The 22,212-nt window shown below is 65.0% G+C and carries 20 protein-coding genes, 3 tRNA genes and 3 rRNA genes; all 26 read left to right on the top strand.

All coding sequences use genetic code 11. The features are described from left to right. Positions 1 to 10: 10 nt before the first annotated feature. The 26 genes from IPK85_18425 (at position 11) to IPK85_18300 (ending at position 22,207) form a co-directional block, all read left to right on the top strand. Positions 11 to 1,489 carry an aldehyde dehydrogenase family protein gene (locus IPK85_18425; GenBank protein ID MBK8249350.1) on the top strand — a complete coding sequence of 493 codons (1,479 nt, stop codon included), beginning with the start codon at positions 11 to 13 and terminating at the stop codon, positions 1,487 to 1,489. After that, positions 1,389 to 2,534, top strand: a complete 1,146-nt coding sequence (locus IPK85_18420) for a hypothetical protein (protein MBK8249349.1) — start codon at positions 1,389 to 1,391, stop codon at positions 2,532 to 2,534. The genes IPK85_18425 and IPK85_18420 overlap by 101 nt, the downstream gene beginning before the upstream one ends. Next, positions 2,534 to 2,944, top strand: a complete 411-nt coding sequence (locus IPK85_18415) for an acyl-CoA thioesterase (GenBank protein ID MBK8249348.1) — start codon at positions 2,534 to 2,536, stop codon at positions 2,942 to 2,944. The genes IPK85_18420 and IPK85_18415 overlap by 1 nt, the downstream gene beginning before the upstream one ends. Then, a complete protein-coding gene (locus IPK85_18410; GenBank protein MBK8249347.1) occupies positions 2,937 to 3,551 on the top strand; it encodes a hypothetical protein in 615 nt (204 codons plus the stop codon). The genes IPK85_18415 and IPK85_18410 overlap by 8 nt, the downstream gene beginning before the upstream one ends. Beyond that, positions 3,529 to 4,029, top strand: a complete 501-nt coding sequence (locus IPK85_18405; GenBank protein ID MBK8249346.1) for an LptE family protein — start codon at positions 3,529 to 3,531, stop codon at positions 4,027 to 4,029. Before IPK85_18410 ends, IPK85_18405 begins: the two co-directional genes overlap by 23 nt. Further along, positions 4,023 to 4,373, top strand: a complete 351-nt coding sequence (locus tag IPK85_18400) for a hypothetical protein (GenBank protein MBK8249345.1) — start codon at positions 4,023 to 4,025, stop codon at positions 4,371 to 4,373. The genes IPK85_18405 and IPK85_18400 overlap by 7 nt, the downstream gene beginning before the upstream one ends. After that, the gene (locus IPK85_18395; protein MBK8249344.1) at positions 4,274 to 4,861 is read left to right on the top strand and encodes an adenylyltransferase/cytidyltransferase family protein; all 588 of its coding nucleotides are present in this window, start codon (positions 4,274 to 4,276) and stop codon (positions 4,859 to 4,861) included. The genes IPK85_18400 and IPK85_18395 overlap by 100 nt, the downstream gene beginning before the upstream one ends. Then, positions 4,842 to 5,558: a ribonuclease PH gene (gene rph, locus IPK85_18390; protein MBK8249343.1), complete on the top strand. Its 717-nt coding sequence runs from the start codon at positions 4,842 to 4,844 to the stop codon at positions 5,556 to 5,558. Before IPK85_18395 ends, rph begins: the two co-directional genes overlap by 20 nt. Next, positions 5,555 to 6,169, top strand: coding sequence for a non-canonical purine NTP pyrophosphatase (locus IPK85_18385; protein ID MBK8249342.1), 615 nt, complete (start codon positions 5,555 to 5,557; stop codon positions 6,167 to 6,169). The genes rph and IPK85_18385 overlap by 4 nt, the downstream gene beginning before the upstream one ends. 37 nt (positions 6,170 to 6,206) lie before the next feature. Then, positions 6,207 to 6,280, top strand: a tRNA-Pro gene (locus IPK85_18380). Between the two features lie 46 nt (positions 6,281 to 6,326). Further along, positions 6,327 to 6,400: transfer RNA gene (locus IPK85_18375), tRNA-Arg, on the top strand. Between the two features lie 19 nt (positions 6,401 to 6,419). After that, positions 6,420 to 6,492: transfer RNA gene (locus IPK85_18370), tRNA-Lys, on the top strand. A 360-nt stretch (positions 6,493 to 6,852) separates the two neighbouring features. Beyond that, a 16S ribosomal RNA gene (locus IPK85_18365) occupies positions 6,853 to 8,375 on the top strand. Positions 8,376 to 8,660: 285 nt separating this feature from the next. After that, a 23S ribosomal RNA gene (locus tag IPK85_18360) occupies positions 8,661 to 11,604 on the top strand. A gap of 93 nt (positions 11,605 to 11,697) precedes the next feature. Then, positions 11,698 to 11,814, top strand: a 5S ribosomal RNA gene (rrf, locus tag IPK85_18355). Together the 16S, 23S and 5S rRNA genes with 3 tRNA genes alongside form the textbook arrangement of a ribosomal RNA operon. A gap of 80 nt (positions 11,815 to 11,894) precedes the next feature. Further along, the gene (gene era / locus IPK85_18350) at positions 11,895 to 12,752 is read left to right on the top strand and encodes a GTPase Era (protein ID MBK8249341.1); all 858 of its coding nucleotides are present in this window, start codon (positions 11,895 to 11,897) and stop codon (positions 12,750 to 12,752) included. Further along, entirely contained in the window at positions 12,749 to 12,925 is a 177-nt protein-coding gene (locus IPK85_18345; GenBank protein ID MBK8249340.1) for a Trm112 family protein, read from the top strand. The genes era and IPK85_18345 overlap by 4 nt, the downstream gene beginning before the upstream one ends. Next, positions 12,900 to 13,874 carry a hypothetical protein gene (locus IPK85_18340; protein ID MBK8249339.1) on the top strand — a complete coding sequence of 325 codons (975 nt, stop codon included), beginning with the start codon at positions 12,900 to 12,902 and terminating at the stop codon, positions 13,872 to 13,874. The genes IPK85_18345 and IPK85_18340 overlap by 26 nt, the downstream gene beginning before the upstream one ends. A 181-nt stretch (positions 13,875 to 14,055) precedes the next feature. After that, positions 14,056 to 15,051, top strand: a complete 996-nt coding sequence (locus IPK85_18335) for a diguanylate cyclase (protein MBK8249338.1) — start codon at positions 14,056 to 14,058, stop codon at positions 15,049 to 15,051. Further along, positions 15,048 to 15,839 carry a zinc-ribbon domain-containing protein gene (locus IPK85_18330; protein ID MBK8249337.1) on the top strand — a complete coding sequence of 264 codons (792 nt, stop codon included), beginning with the start codon at positions 15,048 to 15,050 and terminating at the stop codon, positions 15,837 to 15,839. The genes IPK85_18335 and IPK85_18330 overlap by 4 nt, the downstream gene beginning before the upstream one ends. 152 nt (positions 15,840 to 15,991) lie before the next feature. Then, positions 15,992 to 17,092: a peptide chain release factor 2 gene (gene prfB, locus IPK85_18325; GenBank protein ID MBK8249336.1), complete on the top strand. Its 1,101-nt coding sequence runs from the start codon at positions 15,992 to 15,994 to the stop codon at positions 17,090 to 17,092. Next, positions 17,089 to 18,624 (top strand): lysine--tRNA ligase, encoded by a 1,536-nt coding sequence (gene lysS, locus IPK85_18320; GenBank protein MBK8249335.1) that lies wholly within the window; start codon positions 17,089 to 17,091, stop codon positions 18,622 to 18,624. Before prfB ends, lysS begins: the two co-directional genes overlap by 4 nt. Beyond that, complete coding sequence (locus IPK85_18315; GenBank protein MBK8249334.1) at positions 18,621 to 19,871, top strand: ABC transporter permease; 1,251 nt, start codon at positions 18,621 to 18,623, stop codon at positions 19,869 to 19,871. Before lysS ends, IPK85_18315 begins: the two co-directional genes overlap by 4 nt. Positions 19,872 to 19,930: 59 nt before the next feature. Further along, the gene (locus tag IPK85_18310) at positions 19,931 to 20,629 is read left to right on the top strand and encodes an ABC transporter ATP-binding protein (GenBank protein ID MBK8249333.1); all 699 of its coding nucleotides are present in this window, start codon (positions 19,931 to 19,933) and stop codon (positions 20,627 to 20,629) included. 1 nt (position 20,630) lies between these two features. Further along, positions 20,631 to 21,125 (top strand): UvrB/UvrC motif-containing protein, encoded by a 495-nt coding sequence (locus IPK85_18305; GenBank protein ID MBK8249332.1) that lies wholly within the window; start codon positions 20,631 to 20,633, stop codon positions 21,123 to 21,125. After that, positions 21,122 to 22,207 carry a protein arginine kinase gene (locus IPK85_18300; protein MBK8249331.1) on the top strand — a complete coding sequence of 362 codons (1,086 nt, stop codon included), beginning with the start codon at positions 21,122 to 21,124 and terminating at the stop codon, positions 22,205 to 22,207. The genes IPK85_18305 and IPK85_18300 overlap by 4 nt, the downstream gene beginning before the upstream one ends. Positions 22,208 to 22,212: the final 5 nt, after the last annotated feature.

The raw sequence follows: 22,212 nt of genomic DNA, 5'->3' as shown, positions 1-22,212 counted from the left end.
AGGCGGCCGGATGGACGCCGACCTGCTGAGCATCCAGGAGGCGCGCGACCTGGTCGGCCGCGCGCTCATCGCCCAACGGGCATTCGCCAACGCGACGCAAGAGGTGGTGGACCGCGTGGTCACCGCCATGGCCCGCGCGGCAAGCCAGGCCGCCGAACCGCTCGCGCGCCTCGCCGTGGACGAAACGGGGATGGGCGTCTACGAGCACAAGGTCGTGAAGAATCGCTTTGCGAGCGATGTCCTCCTCGACTACGTGCTGCCGATGCGCACGGTGGGCGTGTTGCGTGAAGACCCCATCCGTCGCGTCCGCGAACTCGCGGTGCCGATGGGGGTTGTCGGCGCCATCATCCCGACGACGAATCCCACGTCGACGGCGATCTACAAGGCGATCATCGCCGTGAAGTCGCGGAACGCGATCGTCATGTCCCCGCATCCCCGCGCGCCGAAGTGCACCGCCGAGGCGGCGCGCATCCTGGAGGCGGCGGCGGTGAGTGCGGGTGCCCCGCCGGGGCTGGTGAACTGTGTCACGCGCCCCTCGCTGGATGGGACAAACGCCCTGATGCGTCACAAGGACGTGGCGGTCCTGCTGGCGACGGGCGGGGGCGACATGGTCCGCGCGGTCTACACTGCGGGCAAGCCGGCGTATGGCGTCGGGCCCGGGAACGTCCCGTCGATCATCGAACGCACGGCGCGGTTGGAGAAGGCGGTCGCCGACGTGGTCGATGGCAAGACCTTCGATGCCGGTGTGCTGTGTTCGTCCGAGAACTCCGTGATCGTCGACGCGCCGGTCGCGGAGCGAGTGCGTGCGTTGTTCACCCGGGAGCGCGCGCACTTCTGCAGTCCGGAGGAGAAGGCGCGGCTCGAACGCTACATGATCCCTGCGTCGGGGAAGGGGATCAATCCCGATGTCGTCGGCCAGCAACCCCAGCGGATTGCCGAACGCGCCGGGTTCCGCATCGCCAGGGACGCGAAACTGATGATCGTTGAGCTGCGCGAGGTCGGGGCGACCGACCCACTCAGCCGCGAGAAGTTGTGCCCGGTCCTCGGCTTCTACGTCGAGGAGGGGTGGGAGCGCTGCTGTGAGCGCGCCATTGCCCTGCTGCGCTACGGTGGCGTTGGCCACTCGCTGGGGATCCACTCCCAGGACCAACAGGTGATCGACCGGTTCTTCTTCGAGAAGCCGGCCTTCCGCATCGTGGTCAACACCAACACCGCCATCGGTGCGGTGGGCTACACCACCGGTTTTGCCCCGGCCCTCACGCTGGGGCCGGGGTCCTGGGGCGGGAGCATCACGTCGGACAACATTACCCCCATGCATCTCCTCAACATCAAGCGGATTGGCGAGGAGATCCGGCCCTACGTGGATCCCCTCCGGGCGCCGGCAGCTGATGCGTCGCCGGGCCACCGCGGGGCGCCGGCGATCGACGACCGCGCCGTGCGCGAGATCGTCGACGACTTCCTGGCCGGCGTGCGGGCGCGACGCAAATGACCAACGACGAAATGGATCGGCTCGCCGATGCGATCGTCCGGGCGCTGGAGAAGGCGTCACCTGTGGCCGGGTCCTGGGTGCCTGCACCGGTCCGGCCCGAGCCGTCAGGCCCCGTGGGCGAACCCCCGCCTGGGCGGGCGCGGCCCAACGCCTCGGCGATGTGGCCCCGATTCGCCACCCCGAACCGTCCACGCACCGCGATGACATCGCGGCGGCGACGCGGGACATTCGGGCGGCCGCCGCCGGACATGGCACCGTGCCCGCGCGGGCAGGCGCGGCCCGAGCGACGAGAGGGAGCGCACCACGGTCGAACGCCCGCGGCGGCGCGTTCCAGGTGCCGATCGGGATATCAAACCGCCATGTGCATCTCTCCGCGGATGATGCGACCGCCCTCTTCGGCGCGGGGGGACTCACCGCACACCGCGGCCTGACGCAACCCGGGCAGTTCGCCGCGGAACAGCGGGTCACGGTCATCGGTCCCACCGGGCGCATCGAGGGGATCCGTGTGGTGGGGCCGGCGCGTGGGGCGACGCAGCTCGAGATCGCGATGTCGGACGCCGCGGTGCTGGGGGTGACGCCCCCGGTAGCAAACTCGGGAATGCTTACGGCCTCCGCCGGTGGGGTGACCCTCGAGGGCCCGCGCGGCCGGATCACCCTCACACGCGGCGTCATCGTCGCGGCCCGGCACCTCCACCTGTCGCCCGCCGACGCGCGGCGCCGCCACCTCGTAGACGGCGACACCGTCGCGATTCGCTGTGGGGTCGCGGGCCGCGAGACGACCTGGCACGGTGTGCTGGTGCGTTCGGGCGAGGGGCATGCGACCGAATTCCACCTCGACGTGGATGAGGGACGGGCGGCGGGGGTGACGAGCGGGGACATGGCGACGGTGGTGGCACACGTCCCGTCTCGGCATGGCGCGCGGCCCCTCGTCACCGAACACGACGTGATCCGTCTCGCCGCGCGCGGCGAGAGCCTTCCCCCCAACGCCCTGCTCACCCCGAGCGCGCGGGATCGGGCACGGGCGCTCGGCCTCGCCCCCTCCTGATGGCGACCACCCTGGTCCGTGTGCGGTACGGTGAAACCGACCAGATGCGGGTCGTGTATCACGCGGCGTACCTCTCCTACTTCGAGATTGGCCGCACCGAGTTCATTCGCGACCTGGGGCTGCCGTACGCCGAGATGGAGCGGCGTGGGGTCCTTCTCGCGGTGGCGGAGGCGTCGCTGCGCTTTCACGCGGCGGCGAAGTACGACGATCTGCTTCGCGTGGAGACGGTGCTCACCAGGGCCGGATCGCGCGGGGTGTCCTTTCGGTATGTCATCACGCTCGAGCCGGACGCCAAGCGCCTGGTGTCCGGCCACACCGACCTGGTAAGTCTCGATGCCCAGGGCCGCCCAGCCCCCATGCCGATCGACATCCGGACGCTGCTCGCGGGTGCGGTCGCACCGGATGCGTAGCTGGGTCGCGTCGATCGCCCTCGCCGTTGCCGCGTGCGCGCCCCGGGTTGCCCCTGTAACCGCGCCGAGGGTGGCGGAAGGGGTCCCGGTGACCCTCCTTGCCCCTGGGCACCAGAGAGTGGTATTCCGGTGGCATTACGATGATCCGCTGTTTGAGGCTCGAGGCGAAGGCGTCGCCCGGGTCGCGGCCCCCGACTCCGTTCGGCTGGACTTCTTTGCCGACGGAGGGCTGGGCAGCGGCGGGGCAATCCTGATCGGGGATTCCCTCCGAACGGCAGCTGAGGACGGGAGGCGCTATCTTCCCCCCGTACCGTTGCTCTGGGCCGCACTCGGCGTGCTGCGTGTATCCGCCAGGGACACCGTCGTTCATCGCAGTGGCGACACGGTGTGGGTCGAGTTCGATCGGGAGTATCGCGCAGTGGTGGTGGGGCGTCAGGTGGTGGAGCTTGGTCGGATGGACGGCGGTCGTTGGCGCGACCGGGTTTCCATCGATTCCCTGCAGGTTGCCTACCGGCAGTTCCGTACTTCGGTGCGCCGACGCTTGACCCTCACGTCGTTGCGCCGCATCCCCGAAGGTCCCTTCGATGCCTCGATCTGGCTTCCCTAAGGTCCTCGCGATCTGCCTGTCGCTGTCGGGATGCGTGTACTCCCTGTCCAGCGGGTCAGGGTTCCCGTCGAGCGTCAAGACCGTCGCGGTCGCGCCCTTCGACAACGAGACGCCGAGCCCCGAGCTGACCCAGGAGTTGCTGCAGGAGCTCCGCAAGGGCCTCACGTCGCGCCTGGGGCTACGTGACGCCCCGGAGAGCCGCGCGCACGCCCGCGTGCGGGGGACGATCACCAAGTACGAGGTCGACATCCCGGTGGGATTTTCCGCGGACCCGGCGCTTGCGACCTCGGCAAGGCGCAAGCTGCAGTTGGTAATTGATGTCGAGATCGTGGAGGAGGCGACCGGTCGCGTCCTGTACGAGCGTCGTGGCCTGAGCGGCGAAGGGGAGTACAACGAGCGGGACGAGGCGGCGGGTCGAAAGGCCGCGATCCAGCGGGTGATCACTGAAATTGTGGAAGGGGCACAATCCCAATGGTGACGCGACGTGGCGCGACGAAACTGGGCTGCCTGGTCACGACGTTGCTGGTGGTCGCGACGGCGTACTTCGGGTTCGGCGTGGCCGAGGTGTATGTGCGCGCCTACCGATTCGAGGACGCGATGAAGACGCAGGCGCGCTTCGCCCGCCAGCTCCCCGATGACGTGATTCGTCGGCACCTGCGCAGCCTTGCGGACAGCCTCGGGCTGCCGGAAGAAGCCGGAGCCCTCCGGATCCGGCGTACCGCATCGAAGTTCGAGATCTCCGCGGAGTACCACGAGAACCTGGAACTCCCCGGGATGATCCGGACGGTCCGTTTCAACCCGAGCGCGTCGACCCCGTTTTGAGCCGTATCCGTCCTCCAGCAGCCAAGGTGCTCTCCGAGGCGGACGCCGTGGCGTGGCGGCAGTCGGCGGCGGGACCCGTGGTGTTCACAAACGGCGTGTTTGACCTCCTCCATCGGGGGCACCTGGACGTCCTGTATGCGGCACGAGCGGAAGGGGCTTCGCTGGTGGTCGGGGTGAACGCCGATGCGTCGGTGCGGCGACTCAAGGGGCCGAGCCGGCCGGTGCGTGGGGAAGACGAGCGCGCCGTGGTCGTCGCGGCCCTGGAGATGGTGGACGCCGTGGTGATCTTCGGTGAGGACACCCCGGCGCGCCTGATCGAGCTGTTGCGCCCTGACGTGCTGGTGAAGGGCGGAGACTACACGGAAGCGACGGTGGTCGGCGCTCCCGAGACCCGGGCCCGCGGGGGACGGGTGGTCATCGTGCCGCTCACCGCCGGGCATTCCACCACCTCAACCATCGAGATTCTGCGTGCCTCACCCACCCCGTAACACCCGCCACCTCCACGCCCTGCGCCCCGTCACCGTGACGCGCGGGGCGGCGCGATCCGCCGAGGGGTCCTGCTTGATCGAGTTTGGGGATACGCGGATCCTGTGTGCCTGTTCGGTCGAGCAGGGGGTGCCGGGCTGGCGCAAGGGGAGTGGGCAGGGGTGGATCACCGCGGAGTACTCGATGCTCCCGCGGGCCACGCGCACCCGTACGCCGCGCGAGCGTTCCCAGGTGGGGGGGCGGACCCAGGAGATCCAGCGGTTGATCGGCCGGAGCATCCGGGCGATGCTGGACGACTTCGCCTTCGGGGAGTTCACGCTCAAGGTCGACTGCGATGCGCTCGAGGCGGACGGGGGGACGCGGACGGCGGCGATCACCGGGGCCTGCGTCGCCGTGGTTGATGCCTTCGACTGGATGGTGCGCACCGGGCGCCTGGCCGTGACACCGGTGCGTCGTCGCGTGGCGGCCGTGAGCGTCGGTGTGGTGGGAGGGGAGGCGCGACTCGACCTGGACTACGACGAGGATGTGGTCGCCGAGGTGGACATGAATGTCGTGATGACGAGCGAGGGGCGGTTCATTGAGGTGCAGGGGACCGGGGAACATGGCTCGTTTGATCGCGGGCAGCTGGACGCGCTGTTGGGGCTGGCGGAGGCCGGCATCCGCGAGTTGCTGCATCACCAGGAGTCGGCGCTCGCGTGAGGGAGGTGGTGCTGGCGACGCGCAGTGCCGGGAAGCTGCGCGAGCTGGGGCCGATGCTACGGGCGGCGGGGTTCGAGCCGCGGCTGTTAAGCGACGTTGGGGTGGAGCCGACGGCCGCCGAAGACGGCATCGAGGTCTTTGACACTTTCGAGGCGAATGCGCGCGCGAAGGCGTCCTATTTCTGGGCGCGGTGTGGGGGCCGCGCGGTGCTGGCCGAGGACAGTGGGCTCGTGGTGCCATCGTTAGGCGGGGCGCCCGGCGTCTGGTCCAAGCGTTTTAGCGGTGCGGCGGGGCTCGTCGGGGAGGCGCTGGACGGCGCGAACACTACGGAGCTGCTGCGGCGAATGGTGGGGGCGTCAGATCGGGCGGCGCACTACGTGTCCTGTGCTGTCTGGCACGATGAAGTTGGGGTGGTGATGGCGGCGGGGACGTGCCGGGGCCGGATTCTCGAGCGCCCGGTGGGGGACGGCGGGTTCGGATATGACCCGATTTTCTGGTCCGATGACCTCGGGTGCGGATTCGGGGAAGCGGTACTGGAGGCCAAGGCGGGGGTGAGCCATCGGGGGCGAGCGTTTGGGGCGTTGTTGGAGCGGTTGGTGCGAGGTCGTTGACATCGGGAATGACGTCCTTACGTTTCCCTCTCCCTCGCGGGGCGTAGCGTAGCCCGGTATCGCGCCTGCTTTGGGAGCAGGAGGTCGCCGGTTCGAATCCGGCCGCCCCGATTGTGCTGCAGCCGAAATTGTGGGGGAGGGGGGTGGGGGCGTGGAAGCGCCAGTAGCTCAGTTGGATAGAGCAACAGCCTTCTAAGCTGTGGGTCGGGGGTTCGATTCCCTCCTGGCGCATGAGGTGGAGGGCAGGTTGGCTCCCTTAGCTCAACTGGCAGAGCAAGCGACTCTTAATCGCTAGGTTGTAGGTTCGATTCCTACAGGGAGCATGGGCCGGCCGAGGTGGCCGGCTTGTGTTTTTCCGGGGCTGGAGAGTGTGTTGGGAGGGGGGTTGCGGACGGGTTCTGGTCTTGGTATGGTTGGTGCTCCCCGGGCCACTATGTTGTTCTGACGCAGTGGTTTGGGTGGGTTGACAGAAGCGTTACGGTTGGATATGATTTAAGGCTCCCGCAGACGCGGGACCAAAGCTGATTGAAAATCGAGAGTGAGCGTTCATGGATGTGCGAGGCGGACTCGTCGAGCCGGGAGCAGTCAGCGACCGGCGAGAGTTGAAAGTCTGACGTATATCAAGTGATTCGGACAGCTGTGATCTCGGAAGAGGTTGCAGTAGGACGAAAGAGCTAATCAAACTTTTGGAGAGTTTGATCCTGGCTCAGGACGAACGCTGGCGGCGTGCTTAACACATGCAAGTCTAGGGGGCCCGCAAGGGTCACCGGCGAACGGGTGCGTAACACGTGAGCGACCTACCCTGGAATGGGGGATAGCCGGCCCAACGGCCGGGTAATACCGCATACGCTCTTCGAGCTGCATGGCTTGGAGAGGAAACCTTTTGGGTTCCTGGAGGGGCTCGCGGCCTATCAGCTAGTTGGTGAGGTAACGGCTCACCAAGGCTATGACGGGTAGCTGGTCTGAGAGGATGGCCAGCCACATTGGGACTGAGAAACGGCCCAGACTCCTACGGGAGGCAGCAGTGGGGAATATTGCGCAATGGTCGAAAGACTGACGCAGCGACGCCGCGTGGAGGATGACGCCCTTCGGGGTGTAAACTCCTGTTGCTCGGGACGAACCTCCCCATTTTTGGGGACTGACGGTACCGGGTGAGGAAGCACCGGCTAACTCTGTGCCAGCAGCCGCGGTAATACAGAGGGTGCGAGCGTTGTCCGGAATCACTGGGCGTAAAGGGCGCGTAGGCGGCTTGGTAAGCGTGCGGTGAAAGCTCGGGGCTCAACCCCGAGTCTGCCGTGCGAACTGCCGAGCTGGAGCACGGTAGAGGCACATGGAATTCCGGGTGTAGCGGTGGAATGCGTAGAGATCCGGAAGAACACCGGTGGCGAAGGCGGTGTGCTGGGCCGTTGCTGACGCTGAGGCGCGACAGCGTGGGGAGCAAACAGGATTAGATACCCTGGTAGTCCACGCCGTAAACGATGGGCACTAGGCCCTTGGGGGAGCGACCCCCTGAGGACCGGCGCAAACGCATTAAGTGCCCCGCCTGGGGAGTACGGCCGCAAGGCTGAAACTCAAAGGAATTGACGGGGGCCCGCACAAGCGGTGGAGCATGTGGTTTAATTCGACGCAACGCGAAGAACCTTACCTGGGCTTGACATGGCCGGGAATGGCCGGGGAAACCTGGTCAGCTCTTCGGAGCTCGGTCACAGGTGCTGCATGGCTGTCGTCAGCTCGTGTCGTGAGATGTTGGGTTAAGTCCCGCAACGAGCGCAACCCTTGTCACTAGTTACCAGCGGGTAAAGCCGGGAACTCTAGTGAGACTGCCGGTGCCAAACCGGAGGAAGGTGGGGACGACGTCAAGTCATCATGGTCCTTACGTCCAGGGCTACACACGTGCTACAATGGGCCGGACAATGGGTCGCCAAGGCGCAAGCCGGAGCCAATCCCCCAAACCGGTCCTCAGTTCGGATTGTCGTCTGCAACTCGACGGCATGAAGCTGGAATCGCTAGTAATCGTGGATCAGCTACGCCACGGTGAATACGTTCCCGGGCCTTGTACACACCGCCCGTCACGCCATGGAAGCTGTGAGTGCCCGAAGTCGGTGCCGCAACCGCAAGGAGCAAGCCGCCGAAGGCAAGCGCAGTGACTGGGGCGAAGTCGTAACAAGGTAGCCGTAGGGGAACCTGCGGCTGGATCACCTCCTTAACGGAGCAGTTGAGTAAGGATGTCCTTTCGGGGGCATTTGGAAAGACGCTCAGTAGTCGCCCGCCCGCACAGCCGTGTGCGCCTCACTCTCGATTTCTATATTGACCTGTCGCCCGCAAGGCGATGGGTCGGCTGTTTGACAACGGAAGGTGGAGTAGATCGTGGGACGATGCACCGTCAGGTCTTTTCGGTGCATCAAGTGAATCTTGCACTATGAAGCAATTCGTTGAGACGAACTGTTTCATTCGTGAATAGATCGCGCGTAGCTTTGCTTGACGATAAATGGGTCAAGCGAACGAAAGCATGTGGAGGATGCCTGGGTACACAGAGGCGATGAAGGCCGTGGTAAGCTGCGATAAGCTCGGGGGAGCTGCACACAAGCCGTGATCCCGAGATGGCCGAATGGGGAAACCCGGCATGGCGTGAGCCATGTCATCCCGCAAGGGAAGCGAACGCTGGGAACTGAAACATCTAAGTACCGGCAGGAAGAGAAATCAAACGAGATGCCCTGAGTAGCGGCGAGCGAAACGGGTACAGCCCAAACCGACCTCCTTGTGGGGTCGGGGTTGTAGGACCCACAGACGGACTGCATTAATGAGCTGAAGTCTCCTGGAACGGAGCGCCATAGACGGTGACAGCCCGGTAAGCGAAAGGCGTGCAGCCAGTGGAGTTCCTGAGTAACGCCCGACCCGAGAAATCGGGCGTGAAACTGGGGGGACCACCCTCCAAGGCTAAAGACTCCTGTGTAACCGATAGTGGACGAGTACCGTGAGGGACAGGTGAAAAGCACCCCTGGGCGGGGAGTGAAAGAGATCCTGAAACCACATGCTTACAAGCGGTAGGAGGCTGGCCGTGGGGCAACCTGCGGCGCGGCTGACTGCGTGCCTTTTGCATTATGATCCGGCGAGTTACTCCTCAGCGGCAAGGCTAAGCAGATCATCTGCGGAGCCGGAGCGAAAGCGAGTCCTGTAACGAGGGCGTCTAAGTCGCTGGGGGTAGACCCGAAGCCAGGGCGATCTACCCATGAGCAGGGTGAAGCTGGGGTAACACTCAGTGGAGGCCCGAACCGGTGTGGGTTGAAAACCGCTCGGATGACTTGTGGGTAGGGGTGAAAGGCCAATCAAGCCTGGAGATAGCTGGTTCTCCCCGAAATCTATTGAGGTAGCGCCTCAGGAATTTTGGGTCATGGGGGTAGAGCGACTGGATGGGCGCGGGCTGGCGAAGCTGGTACCAACCCCAACCAAACTCCGAATACCATCGACCTGTATCCTGGGAGGCAGTCGCTGAGCGATAATGTCCAGCGGCGAGAGGGAAAGAACCCAGAGCCACAGCTAAGGCCCCGGAGTGACCACTGAGTATAGCGAAGGATGTGTTTCTGCATTGACAACTGGGAGGTTGGCTTAGAAGCAGCCATTCCTTGAAAGAGTGCGTAATAGCTCACCAGTCCAGCGGGAATGCGCCGAGAATGGTCGGGATTAAGTGGTCCGCCGAAGCTTGGCCTCAACACTTAGGTGTTGGGGGTAGGGGAGCGTTCTGGGAGCAGTGAAGGGCCCGGGGAACCGTTGGCCTGGAGCGACCAGAAGTGAGGATGCCGGAATGAGTACGCGCAAATGCGGGTGAAAACCCCGCACACCGTAAGCCCAAGGGTTCCTGCGCCATGGCAATCAGCGCAGGGTGAGGCGGGTCCTAAGGTGAGGCCCCAGAGGCGTAACCGATGGAAAGCCGGTCGAAATTCCGGCCCCGCCCGTAAAGCGATGAACCTTCGAGGGACCGTGGAACAAAGGGATAGCGGCTTTGTGGATGGCCGTCCAACCCGGTAGGCGCAAGCCGAGAGGGGAGTGCGAGTGCTGCGATTACATCAATGCGCAAGTATCCTGGAGTCGACACGCGAGAAAAGCTCGGAGGGGAGCAATACGGGCGTCCGTACCGTAAACCGACACAGGTGGGCGAGGCGAGCAGCCTCAGGTGCACGAGTGAAACCGGGTCAAGGAACTCGGCATAATGATCCCGTAACTTCGGAAGAAGGGATGCCGACGAGGGTAAGGTGTACAGCCAAGCTCTTGTCGGTCGCAGAGAATCGGCCCAAGCGACTGTTTAGCAAAAACACAGGTGCGTGCAAAGCCGCGTAAGGCGCCGTATACGCACTGACGCCTGCCCGGTGCCGGAAGGTTAAGGGGAGATGTTAGCCGCAAGGCGAAGCATTGAGCCGAAGCCCCGGTAAACGGCGGCCGTAACTATAACGGTCCTAAGGTAGCGAAATTCCTTGTCGGGTAAGTTCCGACCTGCACGAATGGCGTAACGACTTGGGCACTGTCTCGACCCGGTGCTCGGCGAAATTGCAGTCTCGGTGAGGATTCCGAGTCCCCGCGACAGGACAAAGAGACCCCATGCACCTTTACTGTAGCTTGCCATTGGACGTTGTTTAGGACTGTGTAGCATAGGTGGGACCCGTTGAGGCCCGGGCGCTAGTTCGGGCGGAGGGAACAGTGAAATACCACCCTGGCTTACACGACGTCCTCACCACTCTCAGCAAACCTGAAGTGGGACCGTGGCAGGTGGGCAGTTTGACTGGGGCGGTCGCCTCCGAAAGAGTAACGGAGGCGCGCGAAGGTTGGCTCAGCGCGGTCGGTACTCGCGCTTCTAGAGTGTAACGGCAAAAGCCAGCCTGACGGTGAGACCGACGGGTCGAACCGCCACGAAAGTGGGCCGTAGTGATCCGGTAGCCCGGTGTGGAACGGCTATCGCGCAACGGATAAAAGGTACGCTGGGGATAACAGGCTTATCGCATCCGAGAGTTCACATCGACGATGCGGTTTGGCACCTCGATGTCGGCTTGTCACATCCTGGGGCTGGAGAAGGTCCCAAGGGTCCGGCTGTTCGCCGGTTAAAGTGGCACATGAGCTGGGTTCAGAACGTCGTGAGACAGTTCGGTCTGTATCCGTCGTGGGCGTTGGAATGTTGAGGAGAGCGGACTTTAGTACGAGAGGACCGAGTCGGACGATCCGCTCGTGTCCCGGTTGTCCCGCCAGGGGCAACGCCGGGTAGCGATGATCGGTGGCAATAACCGCTGAAAGCATCTAAGTGGGAAATGCCCTCCAAGATGAACATTCCCTGGGACCTTGAGTCCCCTTAAGGGCCGGGAGAGACGATCCCGTCGATAGGCCGCACGTGGACACGTGGTAACACGTTCCGAGCGCAGCGGTCCTAATCGCCCGTGAGGCTTGACTCACCCCTTTGCAATATCAGCAGAGCTTCGCACGATCTGACAAGATTCAGTCCACGATCTACTCCATATTCCGCTTGTCGTCCTACAACACGACTCGCTGGCGACTAGAGCGTAGGGGCCACACCCGTTCCCATCCCGAACACGGTAGTTAAGCCCTACAGCGCCGATGGTACTCCGATCGAGAGATCGCGGGAGAGTAGGCCGTCGCCGGCACCCCTTCGCGGGCCATCCCTTACGGGGTGGCCCGCGTTTGTTTTCCATACCACGCACCGGCCAAACCCATCACCACCACCATGACCCGCTGCGGCACCGTCGCCATCGTCGGCCGACCCAACGCCGGTAAATCGACGCTGCTCAACGCGCTCGTCGGGACTCACCTCGCCATCGTCAGCCCGCGACCCCAGTCCACCAGACTCCCCGTCGTCGGCGTCTGCACCCGGGGGGACACCCAAGCCGTCCTCCTCGACACCCCTGGACTCCTCGATCCTGGCTACGCCCTTCATCGAGCCATGCTCGACACCGTGCGTGATGCCCTCGCTCGCGCCGATCTCATCGTCCACCTGGTTGATGGCGTCGACCCGGACCCTGATGCCCTCGAGGCCGCGCTGCGCACGCTCGAGCTGACCGTGCCGCCAGCCCGTATTCTGCCGGTGTGGACCAAGACCGATGTCGCCAACCTACCCTCCGGGCAGGTTGGCATCTCCGCCAGGGACCACGCCGGCCTCGAGCAACTGTGGGAGGACATCCGCAGCCGACTCCCGGAGGCGGAGTTCCGCCATCCAGAGGATGACCTTTCCACCCAGCCCCTCAGGTTCTTCGTGACCGAGGCTATTCGCGAGGTCGCCTTTGCGCAGCTCCGTGAGGAGCTGCCGTATGCGATTCACGCCGAGGTCGAGGAGTTTCGGGAGTCGTCGTCCCCGGTGTACATCCGCGTGACGATGTATGTGGAGCGCGACAGCCAGAAGGGGATCGTCCTCGGAAAGGGCGGGGCCCAACTTCGGTCGCTGGGTACCGCGGCTCGTGCCCTGCTGGAACCCCTGATCGGCGGCCCGGTGTATCTTGACCTCTGGGTCAAGGTCCTCAAGGACTGGCGTCGCGATGTCGCGGTCTTGAGGCGCTTGGGTTTTCACGTTCCAGAGAGCCTCCCATGAGCGCCATTCCACAACAGCTCCTCCAATTGCTCGTCTGCCCGCAGTGTCGAGGGCCCCTGATCGAGAACACGACGAACATGCGGCTCGATTGCGGCGCGTGCGCCCTCGGCTACCCCGTTCGGGACGGCATCCCGATCATGCTGCGTGATGAAGCGGTTCCGCTGCGCAGCTAGATGGCTGCTCGCCGGCCTGACCGGTGGCTTGCCCTCCCTGGCCCACGCTCAAGCGAGTTCCGATGCCGCGTTGTTCCTCCTCCTCCCTGTGGGCGCGCGAGCAGCCGCCCTCGGGACGGCGATGGTTGCGCAGCGTGGAACCGCCGACGGGATGTGGTGGAATCCTGCGGGGCTGGCGTCTGTCACTCAACGAGAGGCCTCGCTCAACCACTCACAGAGCCTGATGGGGACGGGCGACGCTTTGTCCGTCGTCACGCGATCTCGTGTGGGAACTTTCGGAATCGGCGCAAACCTCCTCCAGAACGATGGCGGCGAGCTGACAGGGGAAGACACCCTCTCCTCGGGCAATCTTTTCCGACGCAGCGTGGCACTGGTCGGCTCATACGCCGTCCGACTCGGCGAGGGGATGCAACTTGGCGCATCGTGGAAGTACGTCCAGGTGCGGTTCGACTGCAGCGGGGAATGCCCTCCGAATCCGACGGTCTTGTTTTCCAGCGCAGCCTTTGATGTTGGCGGACAGTTCTCGGCACGAATGGCTGGGGTTCCAGTCGTCGTCGGGCTGGCCCTGAGGAACCTCGGGACGGGAATTCGTGAGGGGGCCGACGGCCTCGACCCTGCACGCTTACACCTTGGCGCCGCGGCGCAGGTGACGATTCCGGAGCGGGTGGCCCGCGATGTGGTCGTGGGTGGAACGCTCGACTTCGCCATGGGACGTGCGGATGCGAGGCCCCTGCCGCGCGTCGGCGCTGAGCTGGCGTGGGCCGACGGTGTGTTCCTTCGCGGTGGTTACATCGTGGAGTCAACCGGATCAGAGGCGGGCGGTGCGTCCCTTGGTGTCGGGTTCAGGGTCAGACAGCGGCTTCAGGTGGACTTCAGCCGTAATTTCTCAGGGCTTTCGGCGGACGTCGGCCAGCCCCCAATCCAGCTGGCGATCCGGGTGGCGTTCTAGTCATCGCTGTGACGTTTTGGTCGACGGGCGCTGTCACGCCGGTCCGAGCAGGTCGTCCACTGTCGAGGTCGCGTTCCATGCGTACCGGGATACGACGGTGTTTCGCTTCAGCTTCCGCCCGGTAAGTACTGGCCTAGCAACAGCTTGCACGGCACGAATAAAGTCATTTCGCACCTGAGTCGTGGATCGACATCCGCCGGCCGTCCTATTCTCTCGCGCCCACATCGAGCCGCCGACAGCGCTGCTCGAATGGCTGGAGGCTGCGCGCATTCCTGTGGTCGCGGCGGGGACTGCCGATGACCTGATGGGAATTGCCCTGCGTGGTCGGCCGAGGTTGGCCGTGTTCGACATGCGGGATTCCGAGCGAGCGTTGTCGGCGCTCCGCCGCTTGAAGTCGGACTCCTACACTGGGGTTGTCCCGGCCGTTGTGCTGACGGGCGTGGATGACTCCGATTTCGAGGCGGCATACCTCGCTGGCGCGGACGAGATCCTGTCGCGTGCTGCGGTCGACCAGGAGTTTCCCCGTCGGCTGGACATGCTGCTCCGCCGGTCGGATCGGGATGTGTTTGTGCATCCGTCGACGCGACTGCCGGGCACGATCGCGATCGAGGCCGAGATGCAGCGGCGGCTCGACGCCGGGGATCGGTTTGCCGCCTGCTACGCCGACCTCGACCATTTCAAGGAGTTCAACGATCGGTACAGCTACTACGACGGGGATCGGGTCATCCGATTCCTCTCGATCCTGCTTCACGACCTGGTGAAGGGGATTTGCGGCGAGCGCGGATTCGTAGGGCATATCGGTGGCGACGACTTTATCTTCCTGATTCCCACCGACCAGGTGGCGGATACGTGCGGAGAGATCGTGACCACGTTCGATACCTTGATCCCGTACCAGTACTCGGAACAGGACCGACATGCGGGTTATTTCTTTGGCAAGGACCGACGGGGCCAGCTGCACCGCGTTCCTCTCATGACGCTGTCGGTGGGTGTCGTGACCACGGAACGCCGCACGATCTCGCGGGCAGCGCAGATGAGTCACCTGGTGACGGAGATGAAGGGATACGCGAAGACCCTCGCTGGATCCGTGTATAGCGTGGATCGGCGCGCAGACGGGGCGGCGAGTGGGAGTACCACGCCGCAGCGCGCGCCGCGGGCCATTAGCATAGTCGACGAATGAACGTGGCGTGCCCGGAGTGCCAGAGCGTGTATCGCGTCGATCCTGCCCGCGTGCTTGGTGGGGCCGTTCGCGCCCGCTGCAGCGTGTGTGGGGGAATCATCGCGGTGTCGGAGCATGCCCGTTGGGGTGAGGACTTTCCTGACGCGCGTCTGGATCCTCCCAAGCGTCGGGAGTCGGCGCCGGAGCGGGCAGCCGAGCCATCACCGACGCCTTCGCACGTTCCTGCTGCGGGGACTGCGCAGAGGGTGCCTCTCTTCGCGTCTCGACGGCCAACCCCTGCGACCGCCCCCGCGGTCTTTCCAGGGGCGGCCCTAAGGCCGCCCACGCCGAAGTTCGTTCCCGCGATACCCGTGGCAACGCCAGTGCCGCCAGTGAGCGCTGGGACCCCGGCGTCGCTGCGAGTTGATGCTCCCGCGGTCAGCTCGGCGACCGCGCCGGAGTCGGAGGCGTCACCCGGCGTGCCGCCGTTTGCGGCCGCGTCAGGCACAGCAACGTCGGGCACGTCGTCGCCTCAAGCTCGGCGCCCGATCAACCCATTCCTGTCGAACGACCCCAACCAGAAAGCTCGGCGCCTGGCTCGGGTGTTGGTCTCCGACATGGTGACGTACCATCCCCAAAAGCGTGAGGATGGCCTGCGACATGGGACGTTGAAGCAGCAGTTTCGGGATGAGATTCGAAAGAGCTACGAGGAGTATGTCGAGCAGGTCGGTCGGGAGTTCGCCGAAGCGACCTCGCACTTTCAGGATGCCCTGAACGAGATCCTCGCGGGCGGCCAGCGGCTCTTCTAGTCGGCGCCGGGGTTCACCCGGTCGTGCGGGGGTGGTAGGTTGCGCCGGTACACACCGAGGCCGAACTGGAGCCGTTCCCGCGGGAGCGGCTTTCGCGTTAGGCCCTCCACCTGCTCCTTCCATGGCCGACGCCGAACGCACCCGCACCCTGGCTGGTTACCTCGACCGGATCGAGGAACTGCGGAGGTATCTTTGACGTCGACACCCGACGCGAGCGCCTGACGGCGCTGGAGGAGCGGATGTCGATGGCGGGGTTCTGGAACGACCAGGAATCCGCGCGCGGCGTGGTGCAGGAAGTGAAGACGCTGAAGGGATGGACCGAGCCGTACGCGAGCTTGCGCGCGCGCGTCGAGAGTGCCCAGGAGTTGGATGAGCTGCTGCGCGCGGAACCTGATACCACGATGGTGGCCGAGCTGGATCGGGAGGTGGCGGCCATCGAGGGCGACCTCCGGGCGTACGAGCTCAAGTCCCTGTTGCAGGGTCCGGATGACTGGCGGGACGCGCAGATCGAGATTGCGGCGGGCGCTGGAGGGACGGAGGCGATGGACTGGGCGGAGATGCTCGAGCGAATGTACATCCGGTGGGCCGAGCGTCACGGGTTCGCTCTGGAGGTGCTCGACCGGTCGGAGGGGGAGGAGGCCGGGATCAAGGGCGCGGTGCTCGAGGTGCGTGGACCGTCGGCGTACGGGTTCCTGCGGCCGGAGACCGGGGTGCATCGCCTCGTGCGCATTTCGCCGTTTGACTCGAATGCCCGCCGGCACACCAGCTTTGCCTCGGTGTTCGTGTATCCGGTGGTCAATGAGGAAATCAACATCGAGATCCGGGATGAGGACATCAAGATGGATGTCTTCCGGGCGAGTGGGGCCGGGGGGCAGCACGTGAACAAGACGAGTTCTGCGGTGCGCTTGACGCACATTCCCTCGGGGATCGTGGTGGCGTGCCAGCAGGAGCGTTCCCAGGGGAAGAACCGGGCCACGGCGATGAAACAGCTGAAGAATCGACTCTACCAGCTCGAGGTGGAGAAGCAGGCGGCGGCCAAGGCGAAGCTCGACGCGACGAAGTCCGACGTGTCATTCGGGAGCCAGATCCGGAGTTATGTGTTCCAGCCCTATACGATGGTCAACGATCTTCGCACGGAGTTGAAGGTGCCTGACGTCCACCGGGTCATGGATGGTGACCTCGATCCGTTCATCGAGGCGTATCTCAAGCAGTTTGGGGCCGGGGCGGCGAGTGGCGCCGGGCAGGGCGCATGAGCGAGGAACTCAACTTCGTCCTCCAGGCGCGGCGGGAGAAACTCGCCCAGCTGCAGGCGTTAGGCGTGGAGCCGTTTGCCTATCGCTGGGAGTCGACGCATACCACGTCGGACGCATTGCGTGCCCTGGCCCCTGAGGCCGCCGAGGGGCCCGGCGTGGTGGTGGCGGGCCGGATCGTCTCGTGGCGCCCGCACGGCAAGACGGTGTTCGCCCACCTCGCCGACGCACAGTCACGGCTTCAGGCGTACTTTCGGCGCGACGAGCTGGGCGACGCGGTGTGGGCGCAGCTCGAACTCTACGACATCGGGGACATTGTCGGGGTGCGCGGGCCGCTCTTCCGCACGCGGACCGGCGAAACGACGGTGAAAGTGGAGTCGGTGACGATGCTCGCGAAGTCCCTGCGACCGCTGCCGTACGGGAAGGACGAGATTGTCGACGGAACCGTGGTGCGGCACTCCGGCTTCGCCGATCCTGAGCAACGATACCGGCAGCGGTATGCCGACCTGGCCGTCCATGCCGATGTGCGGCGCCGCTTTGTGGCGCGCAGCCGCATGGTCAGTGAGCTGCGCCGCTGTATGGACGACCTCGGGTACCTCGAGGTCGAGACGCCAGTCCTGCAGCCGCTGTATGGCGGTGCCTCGGCGCGCCCGTTCACGACGCATCACCACGCGCTGGACATGCCGCTCTATCTGCGGATTGCAGATGAACTCTACCTGAAGCGCTTGGTCGTGGGTGGCCTGGACCGGGTGTATGAAATCGGCCACGACTTCCGGAATGAGGGGATCGACCGGACGCACAATCCCGAGTTCACCATGCTTGAGTTCTACGAGGCCCATGCGGACTACACCGTGATGATGGGTCGGGTGGAGCAACTGCTCGTGCGGGCGTCGGCATCGGTGCGTCGGGTGCTGGGCCCCGAGGCCGCGACGGCCGAGGAGCGGTTGCTCCTCCCGGCCGACAGTGCCGTGGATGTGCCCGCGTTCCAGCCGCCGTTCCCACGCATGGAATGGCTCCCCTCACTGAATCGGGCGCTGGGGGAGGACGTTCAAGCGCTCGACGACGCGGCGCTGCGGAACAGGGCGACACGCATTGGGGTTCACAAGGTGGAGACGCTGAGCCGACCCAAGGTCCTCGACGAGATGTTCCAGTCGCTGGTAGAGTCGCACATTGAGACGCCGACGTTTGTCGTCGACTATCCGGTCGAGCTGTCGCCGCTGGCCAAGCCCAAGCGCGGCGTGCCGGGCTTGACCGAACGCTTTGAGCTGTTCGCCAAGGGGCGGGAGCTGGCCAATGCCTTCAGCGAGTTGAACGACCCGATTGACCAGCGCCAGCGGTTCGAGGCGCAGGCGCGGCTGAAGGCCGCAGGGGACGATGAGGCGTCCGGGGTGGACGAGGACTACCTGCGGGCCATGGAGTACGGGATGCCGCCGATGGGGGGCGTGGGCATCGGCGTGGACCGCCTGTTCATGTACCTCAGTGGGGCGCAGAACATCCGGGACGTCATCTTGTTTCCGACGATGCGACCGGAATGAGCCGACTCGAGTTGGGGATCGCCTGGCGTTACCTGCGCAGCCGGCGCGGCTCGCGACTGCTGTCATTTATTAGCCTGATTGCCATTGGGGGCGTGGTCGTTGGGGTGAGCGCGCTGATCGTAGTGATGGGCGTGATGAATGGCCTGCAGCGCGACTTGCGCGAGAAGATCCTTATCGGGAGCCCGGACATTCGCGTGCTTCCGTATGGCGAAGACCTGCGGATCGACGACTGGAAGGGGGTGCAGCGCCGCGTCCGGGGTGAGCCAGGGGTGGTGGCTTCGGCGCCGTTTGTGCTGACCCAGGGGGTGGTCAATGCGGGCCACGACTATCGGGAGGCGGCGTTCATCGCAGGGATCGAGCCCCTGGCCGATGGTCAGGAAGGGGTCACGACCGTGCGACAGCATGCCACACAGGGTGACTTCTCGTTCCGCGCGTCCGATGGGTCCCTGCGCGGCGTGGTGATGGGGCGGCTGCTGGCCGCCAAGCTCAATGCCTACCCGAAGGACACTATCACCATCGTGACCGGAGGGGACCTCAAGCCGAATGCGGCGACCGGGATGTTCGTCCCCGTCACTGCGCAGTTTGAGGTGACCGGCATCTTCGAGACCGGGATGTACGAATACGACAACACCTACATCTACACGTCACTGGCCGTCGCGCAGGAGCTCGCCGGCCTGGACTCCGCCGTCACGGGGATCGAGGTGCGCACCACGGACCGATGGGTGGCGCACGACGTCGCCCCCCGCATCGCGCAGTCACTCGGGTACCCCTATCGCACGGTCGACTGGCAGGAGCAGAACAGCTCGCTGTTCCAGGCCCTCAAGCTGGAGAAGCTGGGGATGGGGGTGATCCTGCTCCTCATTGTCCTCGTGGCGGCGTTCAACATCGTCTCCAACCTGACGATGGTTGTGACGGACAAGACGCGAGAGATCGGGATCCTGAAGGCGATGGGAATGTCCGCACGGTCCGTACGCCGCATCTTCCTCGCGCAAGGATTGACCATCGGGATGGTGGGTACCGGGCTCGGCCTTGTGCTGGGGCTGGCGGTGTCGGTCGCCTTGGGGCGATACAAGCTGATCCGCCTCGATCCGTCGGTGTATTTCATCGATCACTTGCCCGTCGCCACGGAGTGGGTCGACGTGGTGGTGACGGTGCTGGCGAGCGTGGCCATCGCCGGGCTCGCCACGCTGTATCCGGCGCAGCAGGCGGCCCGCCTGTATCCCATCGAGGCAATCCGCCATGAATAGGGTCGGAGTTGTGGCGGCGGCGTCCGCCCGCCAGTCTTCGTCGTAGCGCGGAGCCAGTCGTGAGCGTCCTGAGAGCCAGCGGAATTGCCAAGACCTTTCGCGGTGGGGATGGAGGAACCCTCTCCATCCTCAACGGCGTGAACCTCGATGTGCGTCGCGGGGAGATGGTCGCGGTCGTTGGGGCGTCCGGGGCGGGGAAGAGCACCCTGCTGCACGTTCTCGGCGCGCTCGATCGCCCGACTCGCGGCGAAGTGTGGATCGATGGCGAAAGCATCGACGGGCGCACCGACGATGAGTTGGCGCTGCTGCGGAACCGAAAGGTCGGGTTTGTCTTCCAGTTCCATCACCTGCTGCGTGAATTTTCGGCCCTCGAGAACGTGATGATGCCACTGCGGATCGGTGGGATGTCCTCCGCCGATGCCCGTGCGCGTGCGGAGCGGTTGCTCGACCGCGTGGGCCTGACCCCACGACGCGATCATCATCCCTCCCAGCTCTCGGGTGGTGAACAGCAGCGCACCGCCGTGGCGCGTGCGCTGGCGACCGATCCCGCCATCCTCCTCGCCGACGAACCTTCAGGAAACCTGGACCACGGGAATGCCGAGCGCCTGCATGATCTGCTGTCATGGCTGGCGCGCGACCTCGAGATCGCCATGGTGGTGGTGACGCACAATGCGTCATTGGCCGCGCGGGCGAGTCGGACCATGGTGTTGGCGGACGGCATGCTGGCCGAGACTGCCGACAAGGGAGTTGTGGCCTGAGATGCTCTGTGATGCCTGCCGGGAAACGGATGCCAGCGTCCACCTGACCAAGGTGGTCGAAGGGGAGGTTACGCTCGTGCACCTGTGCGCCGGCTGCGCCGCGGAGCGCGGCATCGAGCCGACCACGCATGCGACGCCGAAGAATGTGCTGGGCGAGTTCCTCCATGCGGCGCAGCAGCAGGTGGCGAACGAGAAGGGCGGGGGCGACGACGCGACCTGCAGTTTCTGCCGGCTGACGCTGAAGGAGTTTCGCGCCGTTGGTCGGCTCGGATGCGGCAATTGTTACGCGACGTTTGAGCCCAGTCTGCGCCAGCTGCTGCGCCGGGTCCACGGGAACGTGCAGCATGTCGGGCGGAAGTACCTTCCGCCGGCGCCCGAAATCCTCACCCGAGCCACGACGGTCGGGGAGCTGCGAGACCGGCTCCGACGCGCCATTGTGAGCGAGGAGTTCGAGTTGGCCGCGAGCCTGCGTGACCAGCTGAGGGACGTCGAGTGACCATCGATCTTTCGGCGGTATCCGAGGGGGGACTGGGCTGGCTCTCGGGCGGTGGGGAGCACGCGGATGTCGTGCTCTCCACCCGGATCCGGCTCGCCCGCAACCTGGAGGGGATCGCCTTCACCAGCCGCGCGCGGGAGGGCGAGCGCGTCCGGGTGCTCCAGATGCTCCGGGACGCCATGCCACACCTGCCGTCGCTGCAGGGTGGGGTCCTCCTGCGCCTCGAGGACCTGGACCAGAACGACCGACGGTTGCTGCATGAGCGGCACCTCGTCAGCCGAGAGCTCGCGGCCCTCGACGGGAGCGTTTCACGCGGCGGCTCGGCGGTCTTCGTCGGACAGGGCCACGGCATCATGGTCAACGAAGAGGATCACTTCCGGCTGCAGACGGTCCGGGGCGGGCTCGCGACGCGAGCAGCGGTCGACGCCCTCCTTGCGGTGGATCGGGAGATCGGGGCGAGGCTCCCCTATGCCTACCACGAGGAATTCGGGTTCTTGACCGCCTGCCCGACCAACACTGGAACCGGTCTTCGGGCATCGGTACTCATCCATTTGCCGGGTCTGGTGTTGACGAAGGAGATCGGGAAGGTGCTCTCCGGACTGCAGGCGATGGGACTGACGTATCGGGGTTTGTACGGCGAGGGGAGTGAGGTGATCGGCAATTTCTTCCAGATTTCGAACCAGACGACGTTAGGTCGGTCCGAGGACGAGCTGGTCGATCATTTGCATCGGGTGGTGAGCCATGTGATCAAGCGGGAGCATGACGCCCGACGGGTGATGTGGCGGGAGGCGGGCTATATTATCGAGGACAAGTTGTGGCGCGCCTATGGCACGCTGCGCTTTGCACGGAGCCTGACGTTCGAGGAGGCGATGAATTACCTCAGCGGCGTGCGGCTTGCGGTGGGACTGCAGTTGATCACGGGCTTGAGCGTGGAGACCCTGAATCGACTGTTGATTTTCAGCCAGCCGGCGCACTTGGGGTACGCCGAGGGACGGGTGTTGGGGGAGGAAGAGGCCAATGTGGCGCGGGCGCGCTATGTCCGAGAAGCGCTCGGGGCCGAAACTGACCAGGCGAAGCACTGACGGAC

It is taken from the genome of Gemmatimonadota bacterium, assembly GCA_016712265.1.
Taxonomy (GTDB): Bacteria; Gemmatimonadota; Gemmatimonadetes; order Gemmatimonadales; family Gemmatimonadaceae; genus RBC101.
Note: the sequence above shows the minus strand (reverse complement) of the source record. Positions and strands in the feature narration are given on the sequence as shown.

What these genes read in the sequence shown, in the direction of transcription:
- IPK85_18425 (MBK8249350.1), top strand. Translation starts at nt 11, where the DNA reads ATGGACGCCGACCTGCTGAGCATCCAGGAGGCGCGCGACCTGGTCGGC.
- IPK85_18420 (MBK8249349.1), top strand. Translation starts at nt 1,389, where the DNA reads ATGCGTCGCCGGGCCACCGCGGGGCGCCGGCGATCGACGACCGCGCCG.
- IPK85_18415 (MBK8249348.1), top strand. Translation starts at nt 2,534, where the DNA reads ATGGCGACCACCCTGGTCCGTGTGCGGTACGGTGAAACCGACCAGATG.
- IPK85_18410 (MBK8249347.1), top strand. Translation starts at nt 2,937, where the DNA reads ATGCGTAGCTGGGTCGCGTCGATCGCCCTCGCCGTTGCCGCGTGCGCG.
- IPK85_18405 (MBK8249346.1), top strand. Translation starts at nt 3,529, where the DNA reads ATGCCTCGATCTGGCTTCCCTAAGGTCCTCGCGATCTGCCTGTCGCTG.
- IPK85_18400 (MBK8249345.1), top strand. Translation starts at nt 4,023, where the DNA reads ATGGTGACGCGACGTGGCGCGACGAAACTGGGCTGCCTGGTCACGACG.
- era (MBK8249341.1), top strand. Translation starts at nt 11,895, where the DNA reads ATGACCCGCTGCGGCACCGTCGCCATCGTCGGCCGACCCAACGCCGGT.
- IPK85_18345 (MBK8249340.1), top strand. Translation starts at nt 12,749, where the DNA reads ATGAGCGCCATTCCACAACAGCTCCTCCAATTGCTCGTCTGCCCGCAG.
- IPK85_18340 (MBK8249339.1), top strand. Translation starts at nt 12,900, where the DNA reads ATGAAGCGGTTCCGCTGCGCAGCTAGATGGCTGCTCGCCGGCCTGACC.
- IPK85_18330 (MBK8249337.1), top strand. Translation starts at nt 15,048, where the DNA reads ATGAACGTGGCGTGCCCGGAGTGCCAGAGCGTGTATCGCGTCGATCCT.
- lysS (MBK8249335.1), top strand. Translation starts at nt 17,089, where the DNA reads ATGAGCGAGGAACTCAACTTCGTCCTCCAGGCGCGGCGGGAGAAACTC.
- IPK85_18315 (MBK8249334.1), top strand. Translation starts at nt 18,621, where the DNA reads ATGAGCCGACTCGAGTTGGGGATCGCCTGGCGTTACCTGCGCAGCCGG.
- IPK85_18305 (MBK8249332.1), top strand. Translation starts at nt 20,631, where the DNA reads ATGCTCTGTGATGCCTGCCGGGAAACGGATGCCAGCGTCCACCTGACC.